This is a genomic window from Pseudomonas sp. D1-1, assembly GCF_051132225.1.
GTDB lineage: Bacteria > Pseudomonadota > Gammaproteobacteria > Pseudomonadales > Pseudomonadaceae > Aquipseudomonas.
Genome location: NZ_CP071676.1, coordinates 3,769,982 through 3,787,838, shown reverse-complemented (window position 1 = coordinate 3,787,838; position 17,857 = coordinate 3,769,982). Strand labels below are relative to the sequence as shown.

Genomic DNA, 17,857 nt, shown 5'->3' with positions numbered 1-17,857 from the left:
GATCAAGTCGGCTGCCGCTGTTGTTCGAATCGCCCCTGTATGGACGCAGAGTAGGACGAAGAATAGGATGGGCTCAATGGACTATTTCACTGAGACGACAACTATTTTCAGTTTCATCCGGTGAGTAAACTATCTGAAGAGAAATGACATGCCTTATTCCACTGAGCGGAATTTAGAAAAAGGTGAAGTTGGGGTCGGCTCGGTCTCACGGCTGTTCGCGGTGCTGCGCAGCCTGGGCGAGACCGTTGAAGGCGGTGAGCGCGTGACGCAACTGGCCCAGCGCATCGGCCTGTCCCAGCCGACCACGCACCGCTTGCTGCGCAACCTGATGGACGAGGGCATGGTCGAGCAGGATGCGCGCAGCAAACGCTATCGGCTCAGCCTGGACTTCTTTGCCCTGGCTGCCCGCGCCGGCAATACCGGTAACCTGCGTGAACTGGCCAGGCCCGCCATGTTGCGGCTGTCGGCGTCGCTGGGGGATTCGCTGTTTCTGCTGGCGCGTTGCGGTTTCGATGCCATCTGCCTGGATCGCAGCGAGGGGCCGTTTCCGATTCGCACCTTCACCGGTGACATCGGCGGCCGCGTGGCACTGGGCGTGGGGCAGGGCAGCCTGGCGATCCTGGCATTCCTGCCAGAGGAGGAGCGCGACACGGTGATCCATTACAACCTGCCGCGGCTCAAGGATTTTCATTTGTACGATGAAGTCTTCCTGCGCACCGAGGTCGAGAACGTGCGGACACTGGGCTACGCCGGACGCAACACGGGTGTGTTGCAAGGCATGGCCGGGGTCGCGGTGCCCATTCTCGATCGTGAAGGCCGGGCCGTCGCAGCGCTGAGCGTGGCGACCATCAGCGACCGGCTCGGGCCGGATCGCCTGCCGACGGTGGTGGAGATGCTCAAGCGCGAAGCCGCGGCGATCGGCCCGCGCATCAACCCGTTCGACCCGCTGCTGCGCAGGCCTTCGCAGGTGTTCAGGCAGGGGTGAGCAGCGCTTGCTGGCCGTCGCTACTCTCTGTGGGAGCGAGCCTGCTCGCGAAAGCGGTGTGCCAGTCGACATCACCGGGGCAGATACGCCGTCTTCGCGAGCAGGCTCGCTCCCACAGGGGGCCACAGGGGGCCCGCAGGCGGCAGTGGCGATCAGAAGTTCAGGGTTTGCTTGAGCTTCTGCGCCGCCGGCATATCACTCGGGATGACCATCGCATAGTTGTATCCCGGCCCGGACCAGTATTCGGCCTGCAATTCACCGTCGCGCCGGCTGCCACGGGGCAGCAGGTAGTTTTTCGGGCCAGGTGGACGCACGTAGAAACTGATCTTCAGGCCGCTCGGGTCCTGATAGACCACCATCGCAGCGGCGCCTTGGTCAGTACTGAGCAATCGTCCGCTGACCGGCTTGAAGCCCGCCGCCGAGAGATCCGGCAAGCGGTCGGCCTGGGTGAAGTAGCGGTCGAGCCAGCCTTGCATGCTTTGCTCGTCGCCCGTCTGGTAGTCCGCGGGCAGGACGCCCTGCTGGGCAATCAAGCGATAGGCCTGCAGCGCATCAGCCATGGGCGCTGCGGCGCTGAGCAGGGTCATCTGCCGGGCCTGCCATCCGCCGAATCCGCCGACCCCGACCGCCAGCACCAGCACCGCCGCATTGGCCAGCTGGCGTCGGGACCGGTGCCTGAGGCGTTGCCGAATGATCGCCGGATCCAGGCCAGGGTTGGGTGATTGCTGCAGGGCCGCGCTCATGGCCGCGCGCAATTGCTGGGTGTCTTGCTGCCATCCGCGGACCCGCGCGGCGACATCGGGATGGCTGTCGAGGTAGATCTGCACCTGGCGTTGGTCGTCTTCGCTGAGCTGGCGATCGACATAGGCGTGCAGGTCGCTGTCGCTGGGGGGCATGCTGATCATTTGAGTATCCGCAGGGCAGGGCGGGCGATTTCGCCTTCGCTGAGTTGACGCAACGCTTGGCGCGCACGGGACAGACGCGACATCACGGTGCCCGTCGGCACGTCCAGGATGTCGGCCACTTGCTGGTAGCTCAAGCCTTCCACCGAGACCCATAACAGCAGCGCACGTTGCTCGGTGGGCAGTTGATCGAAGGCCTGGAGTGACGATTGGGCGATGACACTGCGTTCGGCCGAAGGGTGCGCATCGTCGCGGCCGGTGAACAGTTCGAGCATCCGCGCATAACGTCGGGAGCGGCGATGGGCATCGAGGAACTGCCGGTAGAGAATCGAAAACAGCCAGGCCCGCAGGTCGCCGTCCGGGCGCTTGTCGGTCCATTTCGACAAGGCCCGTTCCAGGCATGTCTGCACCAGGTCATCGGCATTGCTGGGGTTGCGAGTCAGCGACACGGCAAAACGTCGTAGCCGTGGGATGAGCAGGCGCAACTGGTCGTCGAGTTCGTTCATGGGCGGGCAGCTTCGTTGGGCAATCGCTGGGTTGGGACTGGAAAGACGACCCGGGAACGAGATTATTCCAGCGCAGGAAAAATAAATACGCGACGTGGGAATAAACCCGTCGGGCTTTCGTCTGACGGGTCCTTTCCACAGATGGCCGTGTGCCCTGGAGTCTGCAAATGGTTGACCCTTCTTCTGAATCGAGTCGGCCGCCGTTGAGCGCTGCCAGCCTGGCGTTGCGCCTGACCGGCATCGCCGCGGTCGTCGCCGCGCTGGCCGGGGCATTCGCTTACGTGAACGGTACCCTGGACCCGCAACGACTGACGCCCAAGGCCTTGGTCAACGTGCTGGAAACCAATAACGGGGTTCATCCGGGTTTTCGGCGCAATCACTCCAAAGGTGTCTGCGTTGCGGGCTATTTTGAGAACAGCGGCGAGGCGCGAGCCTACTCCAGCGCGCAGGTGTTCAATGATGCGCGGACGCCGGTGGTGGGTCGTTTTGCACTGCCCAGCGGCAACCCCTACGCACCCGATGGCAGCGTGCCGATCCGCAGCCTGGCGTTGCGTTTTACCCAGTCCGATGGCCAGCAATGGCGCACGGGCATGAACAGCATGCCGGTTTTCCCGGTGGGGACGCCCGAGGCGTTCTTCCAGCTTCAACAGGCCCAGTCGCCGGATCCGGCCACGGGTAAACCGAATCCGGCGGCGGTGCCGGCGTTTTTTGCCGCGCATCCCGAGGCGATGCCGTTCCTGCAATGGATCAAGACCGCAAAACCCTCGGCCAGCTATGCCACCGAAACTTATAACGGGATTAACGCGTTCTATCTGGTCAACCCCTCGGGGGAGCGCCAGGCGGTGCGCTGGGCGGTAGTACCAACGAGCCAGGACGCGGCTCAGACCACGCCGCCCCAAGGCGCTGATTTCCTTGAGCAGGACCTGACGAAACGCCTGGCTGCCGGGCCACTGCGCTGGCAGCTGAACATTACCCTGGCCAATCCGGGCGACCCGGTCAACGACGCCAGCAAGGCCTGGCCCGGCGACCGCAAGGCGCTCAACGCCGGTACCCTGGTACTGGAGCGCGCCCAGGCGCAGGACAACGGGGATTGCCGCGACATCAACTATGACCCGCTGATCCTGCCCAGTGGCATCGAAGGCTCGGATGATCCGCTGCTGGCCGCCCGCTCGGCAGCCTATGCCAGTTCCTATCTGCGGCGCACCAGCGAAGTCAGCCAATTGCCCGCTACCCAGGAGTCCCGTCAATGAACGCCCCTCGACACTTCGCACCGCTGGCTCGGCTGCTGCATTGGCTGATGGCCCTGATGATCATCGCCATGCTGTTTATCGGCGCAGGCATGGTCGCCTCGGTGTCCGAGCGCCACGAATGGTTGCTCCAACTGCACAAACCTCTGGGCATCGCGATTCTGTTGCTGGTGATCGTGCGCCTGGTGGTGCGCTTCACCCGCCGTACGCCGCCGCTGCCAGCCGATCTGCCGGGGTGGCAGGTATTGGCGGCCAAGGCCTCGCATGTCTTGCTGTACGCCTTGATGCTGATCCTGCCGCTGTTGGGCTGGAGCATGATTTCGGCAGCAGGCGACCCGGTGATGCTTAGCGAATCGCTGCGGTTGCCCTCCATCCTGCCAGCGGATGCCCAGACTTTTGCGTGGCTGCGCAAGGCCCATGGCTACCTGGCCTATCTGTTGTTCCTGACCGTGCTGGTGCATTTGGCGGCGGCGCTGTTCCATGGGTGGGTGCGCCGGGATGAGGTGTTGGGCAGCATGTTGCGCGGCAAGGACTGACGCGTAACCCGTGGCGAGGGAGCTTGCTCCCGCTCGGCGGCGCAGCCGTCGTAAAACCGGCTGACGCGATATGTCTGAAAAACTGCATCAATCCATTCGGGGTGGCTACGCCACCCAGCGGGAGCAAGCTCCCTCGCCACGGGGAGCGGGGCGCCGGGGAATATCAGCGCAATTCGTCGATGATGTCCTCGACCGTGCTCAGCACGTCCTTGCCCAGTTGCATTGAGCGTCTGCCGGACCAGCCCGTGCGTGGGTTCGGGTGATCGTCGTGGTCCTTGAACGGCATTTCCAAGGTCAGGGACAGGCAATCATATTTCTGGCCAACCGCGTTGCAGGCCAAGGTCATGTTAGCCTGACCCGGTTCGTCGCGGATGTAACCATGGGCGGTCTGGAAGTCCTTGGTCTGGTGCTTGAGGTGGCTGCGAAAGCGCTCTTCGAGTCCGGCGATGCGCGGCGTATAGCCCGGGTTGCCTTCGCAACCGGCAGTGAAGACGTGGGGTATCTCTTCGTCACCGTGGACATCAAGGAACAGATCGACGCCGTACTTTTCCATCTGTTGCTGTACGAAATAGACCTCGGGGCTGATTTGCGGACTGGCGCTCTGCCAGGCCCGGTTGAGGTCCTGGCCCATCGCGTTAGTGCGCAGGTGCCCGTGGAACGCGCCATCCGGATTCATGTTCGGCACCACGTACAGATCGGCCTTGGCGAGCAAACGGTTCAGCTGGGCGTCGTCCTGATGCTGGAGACGTTCGATTACTCCTTCCATGAACCACTCGGCCATGTGCTCGCCGGGGTGCTGCTGCGCAATGATCCAGATCTTGCGTCGGCCCTCGGCACCGCTGCCTTTGCGCAGCAATTGAATATCACGGCCCTCGACGCTTTTGCCGATCGCCAGCAGTTCGGTACCGGCCTTGTGCTGCGCCTGTTCGATCAGCCAGTCGTGACGGCCGCGGCTGTAGGGTTCGAAATAGGCAAACCAGGCGTGGGGCTGTTCGGCTTCCAGATGAAAGCGCAGGGCGTCGCCCTCGAATTGCGTAGGAATACGGAACCAGTTGACATGATCGTAGGACGCTACGGCTTGGTAGCCTGTCCACGCCTTGTTGTAGGACGATTGGCTGGCGTTGAGCAGGCGGAAGGAATATTCCTGGCCGACGTGCAGGCCACTGGCCTTGAAATGAAACCATTGGAAATGCGCGCTACGGGTGTCTGGCCTGATTTTCAGCAGCGACTGCAACGGGTTGCTGATGTCCACGACGTCAATATTGCCACTGTCGAAGTTGGCGCTGATATCAAAGGAAGATTTAGCCACGGTCACGGTTCCGGTAGAGGATCTGGTGGCCGTTACTTTACACGCAGGACGGGCGAACCGGGACGATCAGCGCCATGAAAAGAAGGGGGCGCCCTCCCTGGACGCTTAAGCAGATTAGACAGTCCCTGAATGATTCTCAAGTGCTGCCTGTCGTTCATTCACTCTGTTGCAGCGCAGATGCTTTGGCGAGCGAAGTGCGTTTGCTATCATCGCCGTCATCGAATCAGCAACATCCAAAGACTTCATTAGCCTGAAGCCATAAGCCGAAAAATCGGCAAAAAAAGACCCGGCAAAAAGCCGGGTCAAAAACCGTGATTAGCCTGATGAGGAGATATTCCAGAGGTCCGACCTAAGGTCCTCTGGGCTATCGACTGATCTCGCGACCAGCTGATGCAATAATAATCATTATCATTTGCAAGTCAAATGTTTTTATTGCCTCAATTGGAAATTATTTCTCGTGGCCCGCGTTCGCGGCGTCATTCAAGCGTTGCGACTAGCGTGCCGGATAGCCGTCCAGGGTCCGGTCGAGCATGACCTTGACCAGATCGATCATATGCACCACCGAAAATGCCAGGTCACGGCTCGGGCCGTTCAATCGGCTGGCGGATTCGTGGGCGGTCGCGGCTGCACAACGTAGCAGGTCGCAAGCATGAACCAGGGCTTCCTCCCCACTGATGTTTCGGTTGACGTCGAAGAAGCGATGTTCCGCCGGGTTGTCGGCAATATCCGGTTTCAGGTAATGGTCCAGGGCGCGTTTGGCCGCCGGACAATCCTGAAGCGACAAAAATGGGTTGTTCGAGGGGGCTGCGGGCTCATCGTTGTTGGGCTTGTCCATGATGTCGAGTTTCTCCGTGCGGGTTTGGAAATCCTGATCCCAGCTTAGTACTCGGCGTAATTGTGACGATAATTTAAATACTACAACTTGTGTTTTGCTGGACGGCGTCAGCCACGTATCGTGCCGCTCATGGATAAATGGATAGAGTTGGTCAAGGCCAGGATGAAGGAGCAGCACATCACGCAAGTGGTGCTCGCAGAGCGTCTGGGGATGTCTCAGGGTGGGGTCGGCCATTGGCTGACCAAGCGCCGACAACCCAGTCTTGGAGACATGAACCGGGTGCTGCAGGAGCTGGGGCTGGAGTTCCTCGAGGTGGCAATGGTGATCCGCGAGCCGGACACTTCCACCGACGAGGGGATGGCCCTGGCGCAGAAGTACAACCCGTACTTTCGCTACCCGGTCAGTGACTGGCGCGACATCGGTCTCGTTCGCGAAGAGAATGTCGCGGACTACGGCCAGCCGCGCTATGAGCTGACGGATTACCATGCACGGGGCGACGCGTTCTGGCTGGTGGTGATGGGGGATGCGATGACGGCGCCAAGCGGCTTGAGCATTCCCGAGGGCATGTCGATCCTGGTGGATCCGGCGATCGAAGCGGTGCCCGGGAAACTGGTGATTGCCCGATTGCCAGGCAGCAGCGAAGCGACTTTCCGCAAGCTGATGGAAGAGAGCGGGCAGCGTTACCTGGTTCCGCTCAATCCGACTTATCCGAAAACCCTGTTTACCGACCAATGCCGCATCATCGGCGTGGTCGTACAGGCAACCATCAGGTTCTGACTGGATCGGCCCGGAAACCGGGCCGAATGGCTATTCTTCCAGTTCCACCAGCGCGCTGCCGTCGCTGACCATCTCTCCCTCCTGGCAATACACCGCCTTGATCACGCCAGCCTTGGGCGCGCGGATGCTGTGCTCCATTTTCATCGCCTCCAGCACCACCAGTTGCGCGCCGGCTTCCACCGCCTGGCCAGCGCTCACCAGCACCCGAACGATGCTTCCATTCATGGGGGCGACCAGGCCGCCCTGCTGGCTGTGGCTGGCCTCGGCCGCCGCCAGCGGGTCGTAGGAGTCGACTCGATACAGATCGCCCTTCCATTGCAGGTAGAGGCTGTCGTCGTGGCGAATGGCTCGATGTTCGCGGCGCACACCGTTGTGCTCGATGATCAACTGCTCGCCCCTGAGCTCGGCGCCGCGACCAGCAACATCCAGCGTCACGGCGCGGTCCTGGCCATCGCAACTCAGGTGGAGGGTGATTTCCGCTGGCAGCCCCAGGCGCAGCCCGGCGGTAGCGGCCCATGGCGAGTTGCTGTCATCGGCGCGGACACGTGGCGTCAGGCTCAAGGCGAAACCCTGGGCCGCAGCGCGCCAGAAATCGTCATCCAGTTCGCCGGGCTCCGGCAGCAATTGCGCCTGGTAGCGCGGGATGAAACCGGTGTCCAGTTCCGCCGCCGCGAAGGCGGGGTGAGCGATGATACGGCGGAGAAAACCGATGTTGGTTTTCAGCCCGCCAATGGCGAACTCGTCGAGCATGGCCAACAACCGCAAACGTGCCTGTTCACGGTTTTCCCCCCAGGCAATCAACTTGCCGAGCATCGGGTCGTAGAAGGGCGAGATCTCATCGCCTTCGTCAACACCACTGTCTACCCGGCGACCCGCGTCTTCGGCCGACTCGCGATACAGCGACAAGCGCCCCGTGGCGGGAAGAAAATCATTGGCCGGATCTTCGGCGTACAGACGTACTTCGATGGCGTGACCCAGCAGCGGCACCTGCTCCTGGGTGATCGGCAATGGCTCGCCCTGGGCGACGCGGATCTGCCAGGCCACCAGGTCGAGCCCGGTGATCGCTTCGGTCACCGGATGCTCGACCTGCAGCCGGGTATTCATTTCCATGAAGAAGAATTCGCCTCGCGAATCCAGCAGAAACTCCACCGTACCCGCGCCGACATAGCCGATCGCCTTGGCCGCCCGTACGGCGGCTTCGCCCATCGCCCGGCGCAATTCCTGGCCCAGGCCCGGCGCCGGTGCCTCCTCCACGACCTTCTGATGGCGACGCTGGATCGAGCAGTCGCGTTCGTTGAGATACAGGCAGTTGCCGTGCCGGTCGGCGAACACCTGGATTTCCACGTGGCGTGGCTTGAGCAAGTATTTTTCCACCAGCATTCGCGCATCGCCGAACGACGATTGCGCCTCGCGCTGCGCAGAGGCCAATGCCTCGGCCAGTTGGCTGACTTCCTCGACGACCTTCATGCCTTTGCCGCCGCCGCCTGCCGTGGCCTTGAGCAGCACCGGATAACCGATGCGCTCGGCGGCGGCGCGGAACGTCTCCAGATCCTGGGCTTCACCGTGATAGCCGGGTACCAGCGGCACGCCGGCGGTTTCCATCAAGGCCTTGGCGGCGGACTTGCTGCCCATGGCTTCGATGGCCGAGGCGGGTGGGCCGAGAAAGATCAACCCGGCATTTTCGATGGCCCTGGCGAACCCGGCATTCTCGGAAAGAAAACCGTAGCCTGGGTGGATAGCCTGGGCGCCACTGGCTTGCGCCGCAGCGATCAGTTTGTCGATTTGCAAATAGCTGTCGGCGGCCTTGCTGCCGCCCAGATCGACACGCACGTCGGCTTCCCGGCTATGACGCGCGTCACGATCGGTGGCGCTGTGCACCGCAACGGTGGTCAGGCCCATGGCCTTGGCTGTGCGCATGACGCGGCAGGCGATTTCGCCGCGGTTGGCGACCAACAGGGTAGTGAGGGCAGGGGCGCTCATCGACGCGGCTCCTTGTTGTTGGACTCGGCTTGCCAGCTCGGCGGCCGTTTTTGCAAGAACGCCCGCAGGCCTTCCTGGCCCTCGGGGCTGACCCGTATCCGCGCGATGGCATTTTCGGTGTAGCGCCGCAACGCCGGGGTCAACGCACCGTTGCCGACTTCGCGCAGCAGTTCCTTGCTGGCGCGCATGGCCGCCGGACTGTTGAGCAGCAGGTTGTCGATCCACTTGCCGAGCTGATCATCCAGGGCCTCGGCCGGGTAACTGTCCGCCAGCAAACCGATTTCCTTCGCCCGTTGCCCACCGAAACGTTCAGCCGTCAGGGCGTAACGCCGTGCCGCCCGTTCGCCGATGGCCTGCACCACGAATGGACTGATCACGGCCGGCGCCAGGCCGATGCGTACTTCGGACAGGCAGAACTGCGCATCATCGGCACCGATGGCCATGTCACAGGCGCTGATCAAACCCAGCGCGCCGCCGAATGCCGCGCCCTGGACAACGGCGAGTGTCGGGATCTTCAGCTTGGCCAGGTTGTACATCAGCTCCGCCAGTTCCCGAGCGTCGTCGAGGTTGGTGTGGTAATCGAGTTCGGCCGATTGCTGCATCCAGGCCAGGTCGGCGCCGGCGCTGAAGTGTTTGCCACGACCACGGATCAGCAGGAAACGCAGGGTCGGATCGCTGCCGACCTGGTCCAGGGCGAGGATCAGCTCGCGGATCATCTCGGCGTTGAACGCGTTGTTTTTCGACTCGCGGTCGAGCCACAAGGTGGCGAAGCCGCGCGGGTCCATCTGCAATTGGAGCGTGTTGTAATGATTCATGGGCGTTCCCCGGTTACATCCTGAACACGCCGAAGCGGCTCGGTTCGATGGGCGCGTTCAGCGACGCGGACAAGGCCAGGCCCAGCACATCGCGCGTCTGCGCCGGGTCAATGACGCCGTCATCCCACAGCCGCGCGCTGGAATAGTAGGGATGCCCCTGTTCTTCGTACTGGTCGAGGATCGGTTGCTTGATCTCGGCCTCCTGAACTGCGCTGAACGGCTGGCCGCTGCGTTCGGCCTGTTCGCGCTTGACCTGCACCAGCACGCCGGCCGCCTGTTCGGCGCCCATCACGCCGATCCGCGCATTCGGCCACATCCACAAAAAGCGTGGGTCATAGGCGCGGCCGCACATGCCGTAGTTACCGGCGCCGAAACTGCCGCCGATGATCACGGTGAATTTCGGCACTCGGGCGCAGGCCACCGCGGTTACCAGTTTTGCGCCATGCTTGGCGATGCCGCCGGCTTCGTATTTCTGACCGACCATGAACCCGGTGATGTTCTGCAGGAAGAGCAGCGGTATGCCGCGCTGGCAGGCCAGTTCGATGAAGTGCGCGCCTTTTTGTGCGGCCTCGGCGAACAGGATGCCGTTGTTGGCCAGGATGGCGACCGGGTAACCGTGCAAGTGGGCGAAACCGCAGACCAGGGTCGTTCCGAACAGCGCTTTGAACTCGTCGAACACCGAGCCGTCCACCAGACGTGCGATCACTTCTCGCACGTCGAATGGCTGCTTCGCGTCGGCCGAAACCACGCCATACAGCTCCTCACTCGAATACAGCGGGGCGGTGGGCGCGCGTCGCTGCACATCACCGAGCTTGCGCCAGTTGAGATTGGCCACGCTGCGGCGGGCCAGCGCCAGGGCGTGTTCATCGCTGTCGGCGTAATGGTCGGCGACACCGGAAACCTTGCAATGCACGTCGGCGCCGCCCAGGTCCTCGGCACTGACCACCTCTCCAGTCGCCGCTTTTACCAACGGCGGGCCGGCGAGGAAAATCGTTGCCTGCTGGCGGACCATGATCGCCTCGTCCGCCATCGCCGGCACGTACGCGCCGCCAGCGGTGCAGGAACCCATGACCACGGCAATCTGCGGGATGCCCTGGGCACTCATGTTGGCCTGGTTGAAGAAGATCCGGCCAAAGTGCTCACGATCGGGGAAGACTTCGTCCTGGCGCGGCAGGTTGGCACCGCCGGAATCCACCAGGTAGATGCAGGGCAGGCGGTTCTGTTGGGCGATGGTCTGGGCGCGCAGGTGTTTTTTCACCGTCAGCGGGTAATACGAACCACCTTTGACGGTCGCGTCGTTGGCGACAATCATGCATTCGACGCCTTCCACTCGACCGATCCCGGCGATCACGCCGGCGGCCGGAACGTCTTCGCCGTACACTTCGTAAGCCGCCAGCGGACTGATCTCCAGGAACGGCGAACCCGGGTCGAGCAAGCGATTGATGCGTTCCCTGGGCAGCAATTTGCCCCGTGAGGTATGCCGTTCCTGGGCCTTGGCTCCGCCGCCTTGCTGGACGTGGGCGAGCAAGGTACGCAGGGCCTCGACCTGGCCGAGCATCGCGTCGCGGTTGGCGCTGAATTCCGGTGAGCGTGGGTTGAGCTGAGTGTGCAGCGTGGCCATGGTCAGCTCCGTTAGCGGGTTTCGTTGAACAGTTCGCGGCCGATCAGCATCCGTCGGATCTCACTGGTGCCGGCGCCGATTTCATACAGCTTGGCGTCACGCAGCAGGCGCCCGGCCGGGAATTCATTGATATAGCCATTGCCGCCCAGGATCTGGATGGCATCAAGGGCCATTTGCGTCGCGCGTTCGGCGCTGTAGAGGATCACTCCGGCGGCGTCCTTGCGCGTGGTTTCGCCGCGCTCGCAGGCCTGGGCCACCGCATACAGGTAGGCGCGGCTGGCGTTGAGCTGGGTGTACATATCCGCAACCTTGCCCTGGATCAGCTGGAATTCGCCGATGCTCTGGCCGAACTGCTTGCGATCATGGATATAGGGCACGATCAGGTCCATGCAGGCCTGCATGATCCCGGTCGGGCCGCCGGACAAGACCACGCGTTCATAATCGAGGCCACTCATCAGGACCTTCACGCCACCATTGAGTACGCCGAGGATGTTTTCTTCCGGCACCTCGACGTCGTCGAAAAACAGCTCACAGGTGTTGGAGCCGCGCATGCCGAGCTTGTCGAACTTGTTGCTGCGGCTGAAGCCTTTCCAGTCGCGTTCGACGATGAACGCAGTAATGCCGTGGGCGCCTTTTTCCAGGTCGGTCTTGGCGTAGATCACATAGGTGTTGGCGTCAGGCCCGTTGGTGATCCAGGTCTTGCTGCCGTTGAGAACGTAGCGGTCGCCGCGTTTGTCGGCGCGCAGTTTCATCGAAACCACATCGGAGCCGGCGTTCGGTTCGCTCATGGCCAGGGCGCCGATGTGTTCGCCGCTGATCAGCTTGGGCAGGTATCTGGTTTTCTGCTCATGGTTGCCGTTGCGATTGATCTGGTTGACGCACAGGTTGGAGTGGGCGCCGTAGGAGAGGGCGACCGAGGCCGAGCCGCGGCTGATTTCTTCCATCGCCACCACATGGGCCAGGTAACCCAGGCCAGCGCCGCCATATTCTTCCGGGACGGTGATGCCCAGCAGGCCCATGTCGCCGAACTTGCGCCACATATCGGCGGGGAACAGATTGTCTATGTCGATCTGCGCCGCCCGAGGCGCCAACTCTGCCTTGACGAAGGATTGCACCTGGTCGCGCAACATATCGATAGTTTCGCCAAGGGCAAAATTCAGGGATGGGTAGCTCATAGGACACCTTTTGGATTTTTTGTCGGGTGCGGGGAGCGGCGGGAGCGCTCTCACCTTTACGTTAACGTAAGCGCGCGACCCATGGCTGTCAATCGCTCTTTACGTTAACGTCAACTTGGGCCAGAGTAAGGCCGCTTGAACAGCTTTCGAAGTCGTGAGATTCCACCGATACACCCACTAATAAAGACAACAGGGGGCGTCATGGATCAACCCGGTTCGCATACGCAACTCAGCTATACCCGCGGTTCCCAGGCCAAGGCCTTGCTGGCCCAAACCATCGGCGAGGCGTTTGACCAGACGGTGACCGACTGTCCTGACGGCGAAGCGCTGGTGGTTCGCCACCAATCATTGCGCTACAGCTGGCGCGAATTGGCCGCGGCGGTCGATCTGCACGCCCGGGCCATGCTCGCGCTGGGTTTGGAAACCGGCGATCGGCTGGGCATATGGGCACCCAATTGCGCGCAGTGGTGCATTACCCAATTTGCCAGCGCGAAGGTCGGCGTGATCCTCGTCAACATCAACCCGGCCTATCGGGCCTCGGAACTGGAGTACGTGCTCAAACAGTCCGGATGCCGCTGGCTGGTGTGTGCGGGGGCTTTCAAGACTTCGGATTACCACGCCATGTTGCAGGCATTGGCACCGGAACTGGCAGAGCAATCGATCGGCCAGCTGCGAAGCGAACGCTTGCCGGATCTGCGCGGCGTGATCAGCCTCGATTCCCAGCCGCCTTCAGGCTTCCTGCCCTGGTCGCAGCTGGCCGACCTCGGTGCAGCCATCTCGCCTGGGCAATTGGCCGAGCGCCAGGACAGCCTGCATTTCGAGCAGCCGGTGAATATCCAGTACACCTCCGGCACCACCGGATTTCCCAAGGGCGCGACCCTCAGTCACCAGAACATTCTCAACAACGGTTACATGGTCGGTGAAAGCCTCGGCCTGACCGCCGGCGATCGTCTGGTGATCCCGGTGCCGTTGTATCACTGCTTCGGCATGGTCATGGGTAACCTGGGATGCATGACCCACGGCAGTACCATGATCTACCCCAACGATGCCTTCGATCCGTTGCTGACGCTACGGACCGTGGCCGAAGAAAGAGCCACCGCGCTGTACGGGGTCCCCACCATGTTTATCGCCATGCTGGACCAGCCGCAGCGCGGGGATTTCGACCTGTCCAGCCTGCGCACCGGGATCATGGCCGGAGCCACCTGTCCGATCGAGGTGATGCGGCGGATCATCAGCGAGATGCACATGGCCCAAGTGCAGATTGCCTACGGCATGACGGAAACCAGCCCGGTGTCGTTGCAGACCGGTCCCACGGATGAACTGGAGTTGCGCGTCACGACCGTTGGGCGTACCCAGCCGCAGCTGGAGAGCAAGATCATCGACGGGAACGGCGAGGTTGTCCCTCGCGGCACCATCGGTGAATTGTGCACGCGCGGTTACAGCGTGATGCTCGGCTACTGGAACAACCCCAAGGGCACGGCCGAGGCGATCGATGCGCAGGGCTGGATGCACACCGGCGACCTGGCGAGCATGGATGAGCAGGGTTACGTCTGTATCGTCGGACGGAACAAGGACATGATCATCCGTGGCGGCGAGAATGTTTATCCCCGCGAACTGGAGGAGTTCTTTTTCACCCATCCCGCCGTGGCGGATGTGCAGGTGATCGGCATTCCATGCCCACGCTACGGTGAGGAGATCGTGGCCTGGATCAAACTCCATCCCGGCCACAGCGTCACCGAGGAGCAGTTGCAAGCGTGGTGCAAGGAACGCATCGCTCACTTCAAGACACCGCGTCATTTCAAATTTGTCGAGCAGTTCCCGATGACGGTTACCGGCAAGATCCAGAAATTTCGCATGCGCGAAATCAGTATCGAAGAGCTGCGCAATCACCAGGGCCAACCACAATCCTAGTGTGGGAGCGAGCCTGCTCGCGAAAGCGGTGTGTCATTCAAGCTGCCATGGTGTGACACATCGCCTTCTGAGCCCATGGAAGGAAACCAAACCCCAGACAGCACAAAGGGGAGCCGAAGCTCCCCTTTAATTTTGTCGTCGCGTGCTCTTTTTTTATTATTGAGGGGCGGCCTGTTGTTGTTTTTGGCAGCCGTGACCCTTTACCGCTGTTTTTGGCGATCCCCATCCGGGATCAAGAGCAAACGTATTTTTTTGAGCGCTGATCTGCTTTTTCGCCTTGCGATCCAACCGATTCGGGAGCTACCTGGAGGTAGTTTTATTATTCTCTGCCCGGTTGCGGGTTGCTCCTGGAAGCACCCTGAAAAGCACATCTTCTCCAAAAAAATCTGTTAGCTGCGTCTCTGCCGTGTTGTTTTTGTTATGTCAGAGTCGTTTCGTCTTGTTTTTATTGGGTTTGTCGCTTTTTTTTATTCTTGTTGTACTGGAGATATAGCAGGTGCCGTGCCAACTTTTTAAAAACCTTTTAAATCAATAGATTAGGTTTTCTGGCTGAAAACCCGGTACGACGATTCCAGACAAATTGTTTCCGTGTTACTCGTTTCGCCCCCGTTACAAGCGGGGCGGTAACACCTCACCGCGCCAGGCGCGCCTTGGCCACCCGCGAACCGGTCGAGCGACCCAGCACGTCGCAGATCTGCCGGCCCGCGGCGATGAGTGCATCCAGATTAATGCCGGTCTCGATGCCGAGGCCGTTGAGCAGGTACAGCACGTCTTCCGTGGCGACGTTACCGCTGGCGCCCTTGGCATAAGGGCAGCCGCCCAGGCCGGCGATTGAGCTGTCGAACACGGCGATACCCTCCAGCAAGCTGGCGTAGACGTTGGCCATGGCCTGGCCATAGGTGTCATGGAAATGTCCCGCCAGTTTGTCCCGGGGCACGTCCGCGCCGACTACCTCGAACATCCTGCGCGTTGCACCGGCGGTGCCGGTGCCGATGGTGTCACCGAGGGACACCTCGTAACAGCCCATGGCGTACAGCTCCCGGGCGACCCACGCGACCTGCTCGGGCTTGACCTCGCCCTCATAGGGGCAGCCCAGCACGCAGGACACGTAGCCGCGCACGCTGACGCCGCTGTGCTTCGCCGCCTCCATGATCGGTGCGAAGCGTTCCAGGCTTTCCTGGATCGAGCAATTGATGTTGCGCTGGGAAAACGCTTCGGACGCCGCGGCGAATACAGCGACCTCCCTGACCCCCGCCGCCAGTGCGTCCTCGAAACCCCGCAGGTTCGGTGCCAGGGCGCCATAGGTCACGCCAGGCTTGCGCTGGATCTGCGCAAATACCTCGGCCGAACCGGCCATCTGCGGCACCCATTTGGGCGAGACAAAACTGCCGACTTCGATGTAACCCAGGCCCGCATCGCTCAGGGCGTCAACCAGACGCACCTTGTCCGCCACGCTGATGGGTTGGGATTCATTCTGCAGGCCGTCGCGGGGGCCGACTTCGATCAAACGTACAAAGGAGGGGAGGGACATGGGGATTGACCTGTAGTGAGTTGCCAGAACATCGAGAACGATGATGAGCACCCCTGTGGGAGCGAGCCTGCTCGCGATGACGGAACGACTGGCAAAATTGATATGACTGACACACCGCCATCGCGAGCAGGCTCGCTCCCACAGGGGACGTGTCGTGTTACTGGACGACTTCCTCGCCTTTGATCGTCTGCTCCAGCGCCTGGATGCAACGTTCTTCGGCGGTGTCGAGCTCCAGCTTCATCTGTTCGATATCCAGCAACTGCTGTTCGAGCTGTTCGCGCCGTTCGGCGATTTTCGCCAGCATGCTGTGCAGTTGTTTCTGATTGCCGCTGCTGGGGTCGTAGAGTTCGATCAACTCACGGCACTCGGCGAGAGAGAAACCGATGCGCTTGCCCCGCAGGATCAGTTTCAGGCTGACCTTGTCCCGCGGCGAGTAGATACGTTCCTGACCACGGCGCTCCGGGCGCAACAGACCCTGTTCTTCATAGAAGCGGATGGCGCGGGTGGTGATATCCAGTTCGCGGGCGAGGTCGGAGATGCTGTAGGTCTGGCTGCTCATGTAAGCGCTCGAAACGAAAGGGGTTGGCGCTAAGCTAATGGCAGGTTGACGTTCACGTCAAGCAATGAGCTGTCGGCGAAACCTGTGGGAGCGAGCCTGCTCGCTCCCACATTGGACGGGCTAAACCTTATCAAGCTTCTTCTCATGCGCCGTCACCTGCTGGCACAGCTCGATCATCTGCTCGCGCATCCAGCGGTTGGCCGGGTCCTGGTCGGTGCTTTCGTGCCAGTAGAGATGGGTTTCCACCGGCGGCACATCGTTGACGGGCAACAGGAACGCATGCAGGTCGTGGCGACGGGCGAAACGTTCGGGAACGGTCATGACCATGTCGGTCTGCTGGAGTACCTGGGAAGCCATCAGATAATGCTGCGAGCGCAGGGCGATCTTGCGCTGGATGCCCATCTTGCCCAATGCCAGGTCGACATAACCGAGGCCGTTGCGGCGGCTGGAGATATGTACATGGGTCTGGGCCAGGTAATCATCCAGGCTGAGTTTTTCCTTGCCCGCCAACGGGTGGCCCTTGCGCATGGCACACACGTAGCGATCTTCCATCAGCTTGACGTGGCGCACCTGCGGATCGGTATTGAGTGGAGCATCAACCGCGAAATCCAGGCGCCCGGCGGCCAGCTCCTTGGTGGTTTCCCGACGCTTGGACAGGAAACTCTCGATGGCCACGGTCGGCGCCAGGCGGCGCAGGCGCTGGAACAGCGGCGGCAGGATCACGCCCTCGGTGAGGTCGGTCATGCTGATGCGATAGGTCTTCACGGCTTGCAGCGGGTTGAAGATCCGGCTTTCCTGCACCGACACCCGGAGCAGCGACAGGGCGTTGCGCACCGGCCCGATAATATTCTGGGCCATCGGCGTGGGCACCATGCCTTGGGCAGTACGCACGAACAGCGGGTCGTTGAACGTCTCGCGCAAACGCGCCAGGGCATTGGACACCGCCGGTTGAGTGATGCCGACGATCTGCCCGGCCCGGGTCAGGTTGGCTTCGGTGTAGATCGCATCAAAGACAATGAAAAGGTTGAGGTCGACCTTGCTCAGATTCATGGCGCTGCACTCTTGTTCTTGGGCTTGTTGTGAGGTGCCGGAAGGCGATGCGAATCAGTGAACCATATATCGGTGATGAATGTTAATACACGCTGAGAATAGGTTAGGTAAATTTTCG

16 protein-coding genes are annotated in these 17,857 nt (G+C 61.5%); 5 read left to right on the top strand and 11 right to left on the bottom strand.

Features of this window, described 5'->3' with window-relative positions; translation table 11 throughout:
• Positions 1–148: 148 nt before the first annotated feature.
• On the top strand, positions 149–985 hold the full coding sequence (locus J3P86_RS16960) for an IclR family transcriptional regulator (protein ID WP_434629977.1): 837 nt from the start codon (positions 149–151) through the stop codon (positions 983–985).
• Positions 986–1,137: 152 nt separating this feature from the next.
• Here J3P86_RS16960 and J3P86_RS16955 read toward each other — a convergent pair whose 3' ends face one another.
• Both J3P86_RS16955 and J3P86_RS16950 read right to left on the bottom strand, forming a co-directional pair.
• Positions 1,138–1,890 carry an anti-sigma factor family protein gene (locus J3P86_RS16955; protein WP_434629979.1) on the bottom strand — a complete coding sequence of 251 codons (753 nt, stop codon included), beginning with the start codon at positions 1,888–1,890 and terminating at the stop codon, positions 1,138–1,140.
• A complete protein-coding gene (locus J3P86_RS16950) occupies positions 1,887–2,393 on the bottom strand; it encodes a sigma-70 family RNA polymerase sigma factor (protein ID WP_434629981.1) in 507 nt (168 codons plus the stop codon). Before J3P86_RS16950 ends, J3P86_RS16955 begins: the two co-directional genes overlap by 4 nt.
• A gap of 167 nt (positions 2,394–2,560) precedes the next feature.
• Here J3P86_RS16950 and J3P86_RS16945 point away from each other — a divergent pair, with 167 nt between their 5' ends.
• Both J3P86_RS16945 and J3P86_RS16940 read left to right on the top strand, forming a co-directional pair.
• Complete coding sequence (locus J3P86_RS16945; RefSeq protein WP_434629983.1) at positions 2,561–3,643, top strand: catalase family peroxidase; 1,083 nt, start codon at positions 2,561–2,563, stop codon at positions 3,641–3,643.
• Positions 3,640–4,176 (top strand): cytochrome b, encoded by a 537-nt coding sequence (locus tag J3P86_RS16940; protein WP_434573226.1) that lies wholly within the window; start codon positions 3,640–3,642, stop codon positions 4,174–4,176. The genes J3P86_RS16945 and J3P86_RS16940 overlap by 4 nt, the downstream gene beginning before the upstream one ends.
• Positions 4,177–4,339: 163 nt before the next feature.
• Here the strand turns inward: J3P86_RS16940 and J3P86_RS16935 are convergent, their stop codons facing one another.
• Positions 4,340–5,491: a M14 family metallopeptidase gene (locus tag J3P86_RS16935; RefSeq protein ID WP_434629986.1), complete on the bottom strand. Its 1,152-nt coding sequence runs from the start codon at positions 5,489–5,491 to the stop codon at positions 4,340–4,342.
• 487 nt (positions 5,492–5,978) lie between these two features.
• Positions 5,979–6,320: a DUF6124 family protein gene (locus J3P86_RS16930; RefSeq protein ID WP_434629988.1), complete on the bottom strand. Its 342-nt coding sequence runs from the start codon at positions 6,318–6,320 to the stop codon at positions 5,979–5,981.
• A 129-nt stretch (positions 6,321–6,449) separates the two neighbouring features.
• Here J3P86_RS16930 and J3P86_RS16925 point away from each other — a divergent pair, with 129 nt between their 5' ends.
• Positions 6,450–7,097, top strand: a complete 648-nt coding sequence (locus J3P86_RS16925; RefSeq protein WP_434573230.1) for a LexA family protein — start codon at positions 6,450–6,452, stop codon at positions 7,095–7,097.
• 30 nt (positions 7,098–7,127) lie between these two features.
• Here the strand turns inward: J3P86_RS16925 and J3P86_RS16920 are convergent, their stop codons facing one another.
• From J3P86_RS16920 to J3P86_RS16905, 4 genes are read right to left on the bottom strand one after another with little or no spacing between them, the layout of a single operon-like run.
• Entirely contained in the window at positions 7,128–9,077 is a 1,950-nt protein-coding gene (locus J3P86_RS16920) for an acetyl/propionyl/methylcrotonyl-CoA carboxylase subunit alpha (RefSeq protein WP_434629990.1), read from the bottom strand.
• A complete protein-coding gene (locus J3P86_RS16915) occupies positions 9,074–9,892 on the bottom strand; it encodes a gamma-carboxygeranoyl-CoA hydratase (protein ID WP_434629992.1) in 819 nt (272 codons plus the stop codon). The genes J3P86_RS16920 and J3P86_RS16915 overlap by 4 nt, the downstream gene beginning before the upstream one ends.
• Positions 9,893–9,905: 13 nt before the next feature.
• Positions 9,906–11,513: a carboxyl transferase domain-containing protein gene (locus J3P86_RS16910; RefSeq protein WP_434698477.1), complete on the bottom strand. Its 1,608-nt coding sequence runs from the start codon at positions 11,511–11,513 to the stop codon at positions 9,906–9,908.
• Positions 11,514–11,524: 11 nt separating this feature from the next.
• Positions 11,525–12,688: an isovaleryl-CoA dehydrogenase gene (locus J3P86_RS16905; RefSeq protein WP_434573237.1), complete on the bottom strand. Its 1,164-nt coding sequence runs from the start codon at positions 12,686–12,688 to the stop codon at positions 11,525–11,527.
• Between the two features lie 201 nt (positions 12,689–12,889).
• Between J3P86_RS16905 and J3P86_RS16900 the strand changes: the two genes are divergently transcribed.
• Positions 12,890–14,599: an AMP-binding protein gene (locus J3P86_RS16900; RefSeq protein WP_434698476.1), complete on the top strand. Its 1,710-nt coding sequence runs from the start codon at positions 12,890–12,892 to the stop codon at positions 14,597–14,599.
• A gap of 631 nt (positions 14,600–15,230) precedes the next feature.
• On the opposite strand, the gene J3P86_RS16895 is transcribed toward J3P86_RS16900, so the two are convergent.
• From J3P86_RS16895 to J3P86_RS16885, 3 genes are all read right to left on the bottom strand, one after another.
• Entirely contained in the window at positions 15,231–16,130 is a 900-nt protein-coding gene (locus tag J3P86_RS16895) for a hydroxymethylglutaryl-CoA lyase (RefSeq protein ID WP_434698475.1), read from the bottom strand.
• Positions 16,131–16,287: 157 nt separating this feature from the next.
• Positions 16,288–16,689, bottom strand: coding sequence for a MerR family transcriptional regulator (locus J3P86_RS16890; protein WP_305500139.1), 402 nt, complete (start codon positions 16,687–16,689; stop codon positions 16,288–16,290).
• Between the two features lie 120 nt (positions 16,690–16,809).
• Positions 16,810–17,739, bottom strand: a complete 930-nt coding sequence (locus J3P86_RS16885; RefSeq protein ID WP_434573242.1) for a LysR family transcriptional regulator — start codon at positions 17,737–17,739, stop codon at positions 16,810–16,812.
• Positions 17,740–17,857 lie beyond the last annotated feature (118 nt).

What these genes read in the sequence shown, in the direction of transcription:
- J3P86_RS16885 (WP_434573242.1), bottom strand. Translation starts at nt 17,739, where the DNA reads ATGAATCTGAGCAAGGTCGACCTCAACCTTTTCATTGTCTTTGATGCG.
- J3P86_RS16940 (WP_434573226.1), top strand. Translation starts at nt 3,640, where the DNA reads ATGAACGCCCCTCGACACTTCGCACCGCTGGCTCGGCTGCTGCATTGG.
- J3P86_RS16945 (WP_434629983.1), top strand. Translation starts at nt 2,561, where the DNA reads ATGGTTGACCCTTCTTCTGAATCGAGTCGGCCGCCGTTGAGCGCTGCC.
- J3P86_RS16950 (WP_434629981.1), bottom strand. Translation starts at nt 2,393, where the DNA reads ATGAACGAACTCGACGACCAGTTGCGCCTGCTCATCCCACGGCTACGA.
- J3P86_RS16905 (WP_434573237.1), bottom strand. Translation starts at nt 12,688, where the DNA reads ATGAGCTACCCATCCCTGAATTTTGCCCTTGGCGAAACTATCGATATG.
- J3P86_RS16955 (WP_434629979.1), bottom strand. Translation starts at nt 1,890, where the DNA reads ATGATCAGCATGCCCCCCAGCGACAGCGACCTGCACGCCTATGTCGAT.
- J3P86_RS16915 (WP_434629992.1), bottom strand. Translation starts at nt 9,892, where the DNA reads ATGAATCATTACAACACGCTCCAATTGCAGATGGACCCGCGCGGCTTC.
- J3P86_RS16895 (WP_434698475.1), bottom strand. Translation starts at nt 16,130, where the DNA reads ATGTCCCTCCCCTCCTTTGTACGTTTGATCGAAGTCGGCCCCCGCGAC.
- J3P86_RS16930 (WP_434629988.1), bottom strand. Translation starts at nt 6,320, where the DNA reads ATGGACAAGCCCAACAACGATGAGCCCGCAGCCCCCTCGAACAACCCA.
- J3P86_RS16910 (WP_434698477.1), bottom strand. Translation starts at nt 11,513, where the DNA reads ATGGCCACGCTGCACACTCAGCTCAACCCACGCTCACCGGAATTCAGC.
- J3P86_RS16920 (WP_434629990.1), bottom strand. Translation starts at nt 9,077, where the DNA reads ATGAGCGCCCCTGCCCTCACTACCCTGTTGGTCGCCAACCGCGGCGAA.
- J3P86_RS16960 (WP_434629977.1), top strand. Translation starts at nt 149, where the DNA reads ATGCCTTATTCCACTGAGCGGAATTTAGAAAAAGGTGAAGTTGGGGTC.
- J3P86_RS16925 (WP_434573230.1), top strand. Translation starts at nt 6,450, where the DNA reads ATGGATAAATGGATAGAGTTGGTCAAGGCCAGGATGAAGGAGCAGCAC.
- J3P86_RS16890 (WP_305500139.1), bottom strand. Translation starts at nt 16,689, where the DNA reads ATGAGCAGCCAGACCTACAGCATCTCCGACCTCGCCCGCGAACTGGAT.
- J3P86_RS16900 (WP_434698476.1), top strand. Translation starts at nt 12,890, where the DNA reads ATGGATCAACCCGGTTCGCATACGCAACTCAGCTATACCCGCGGTTCC.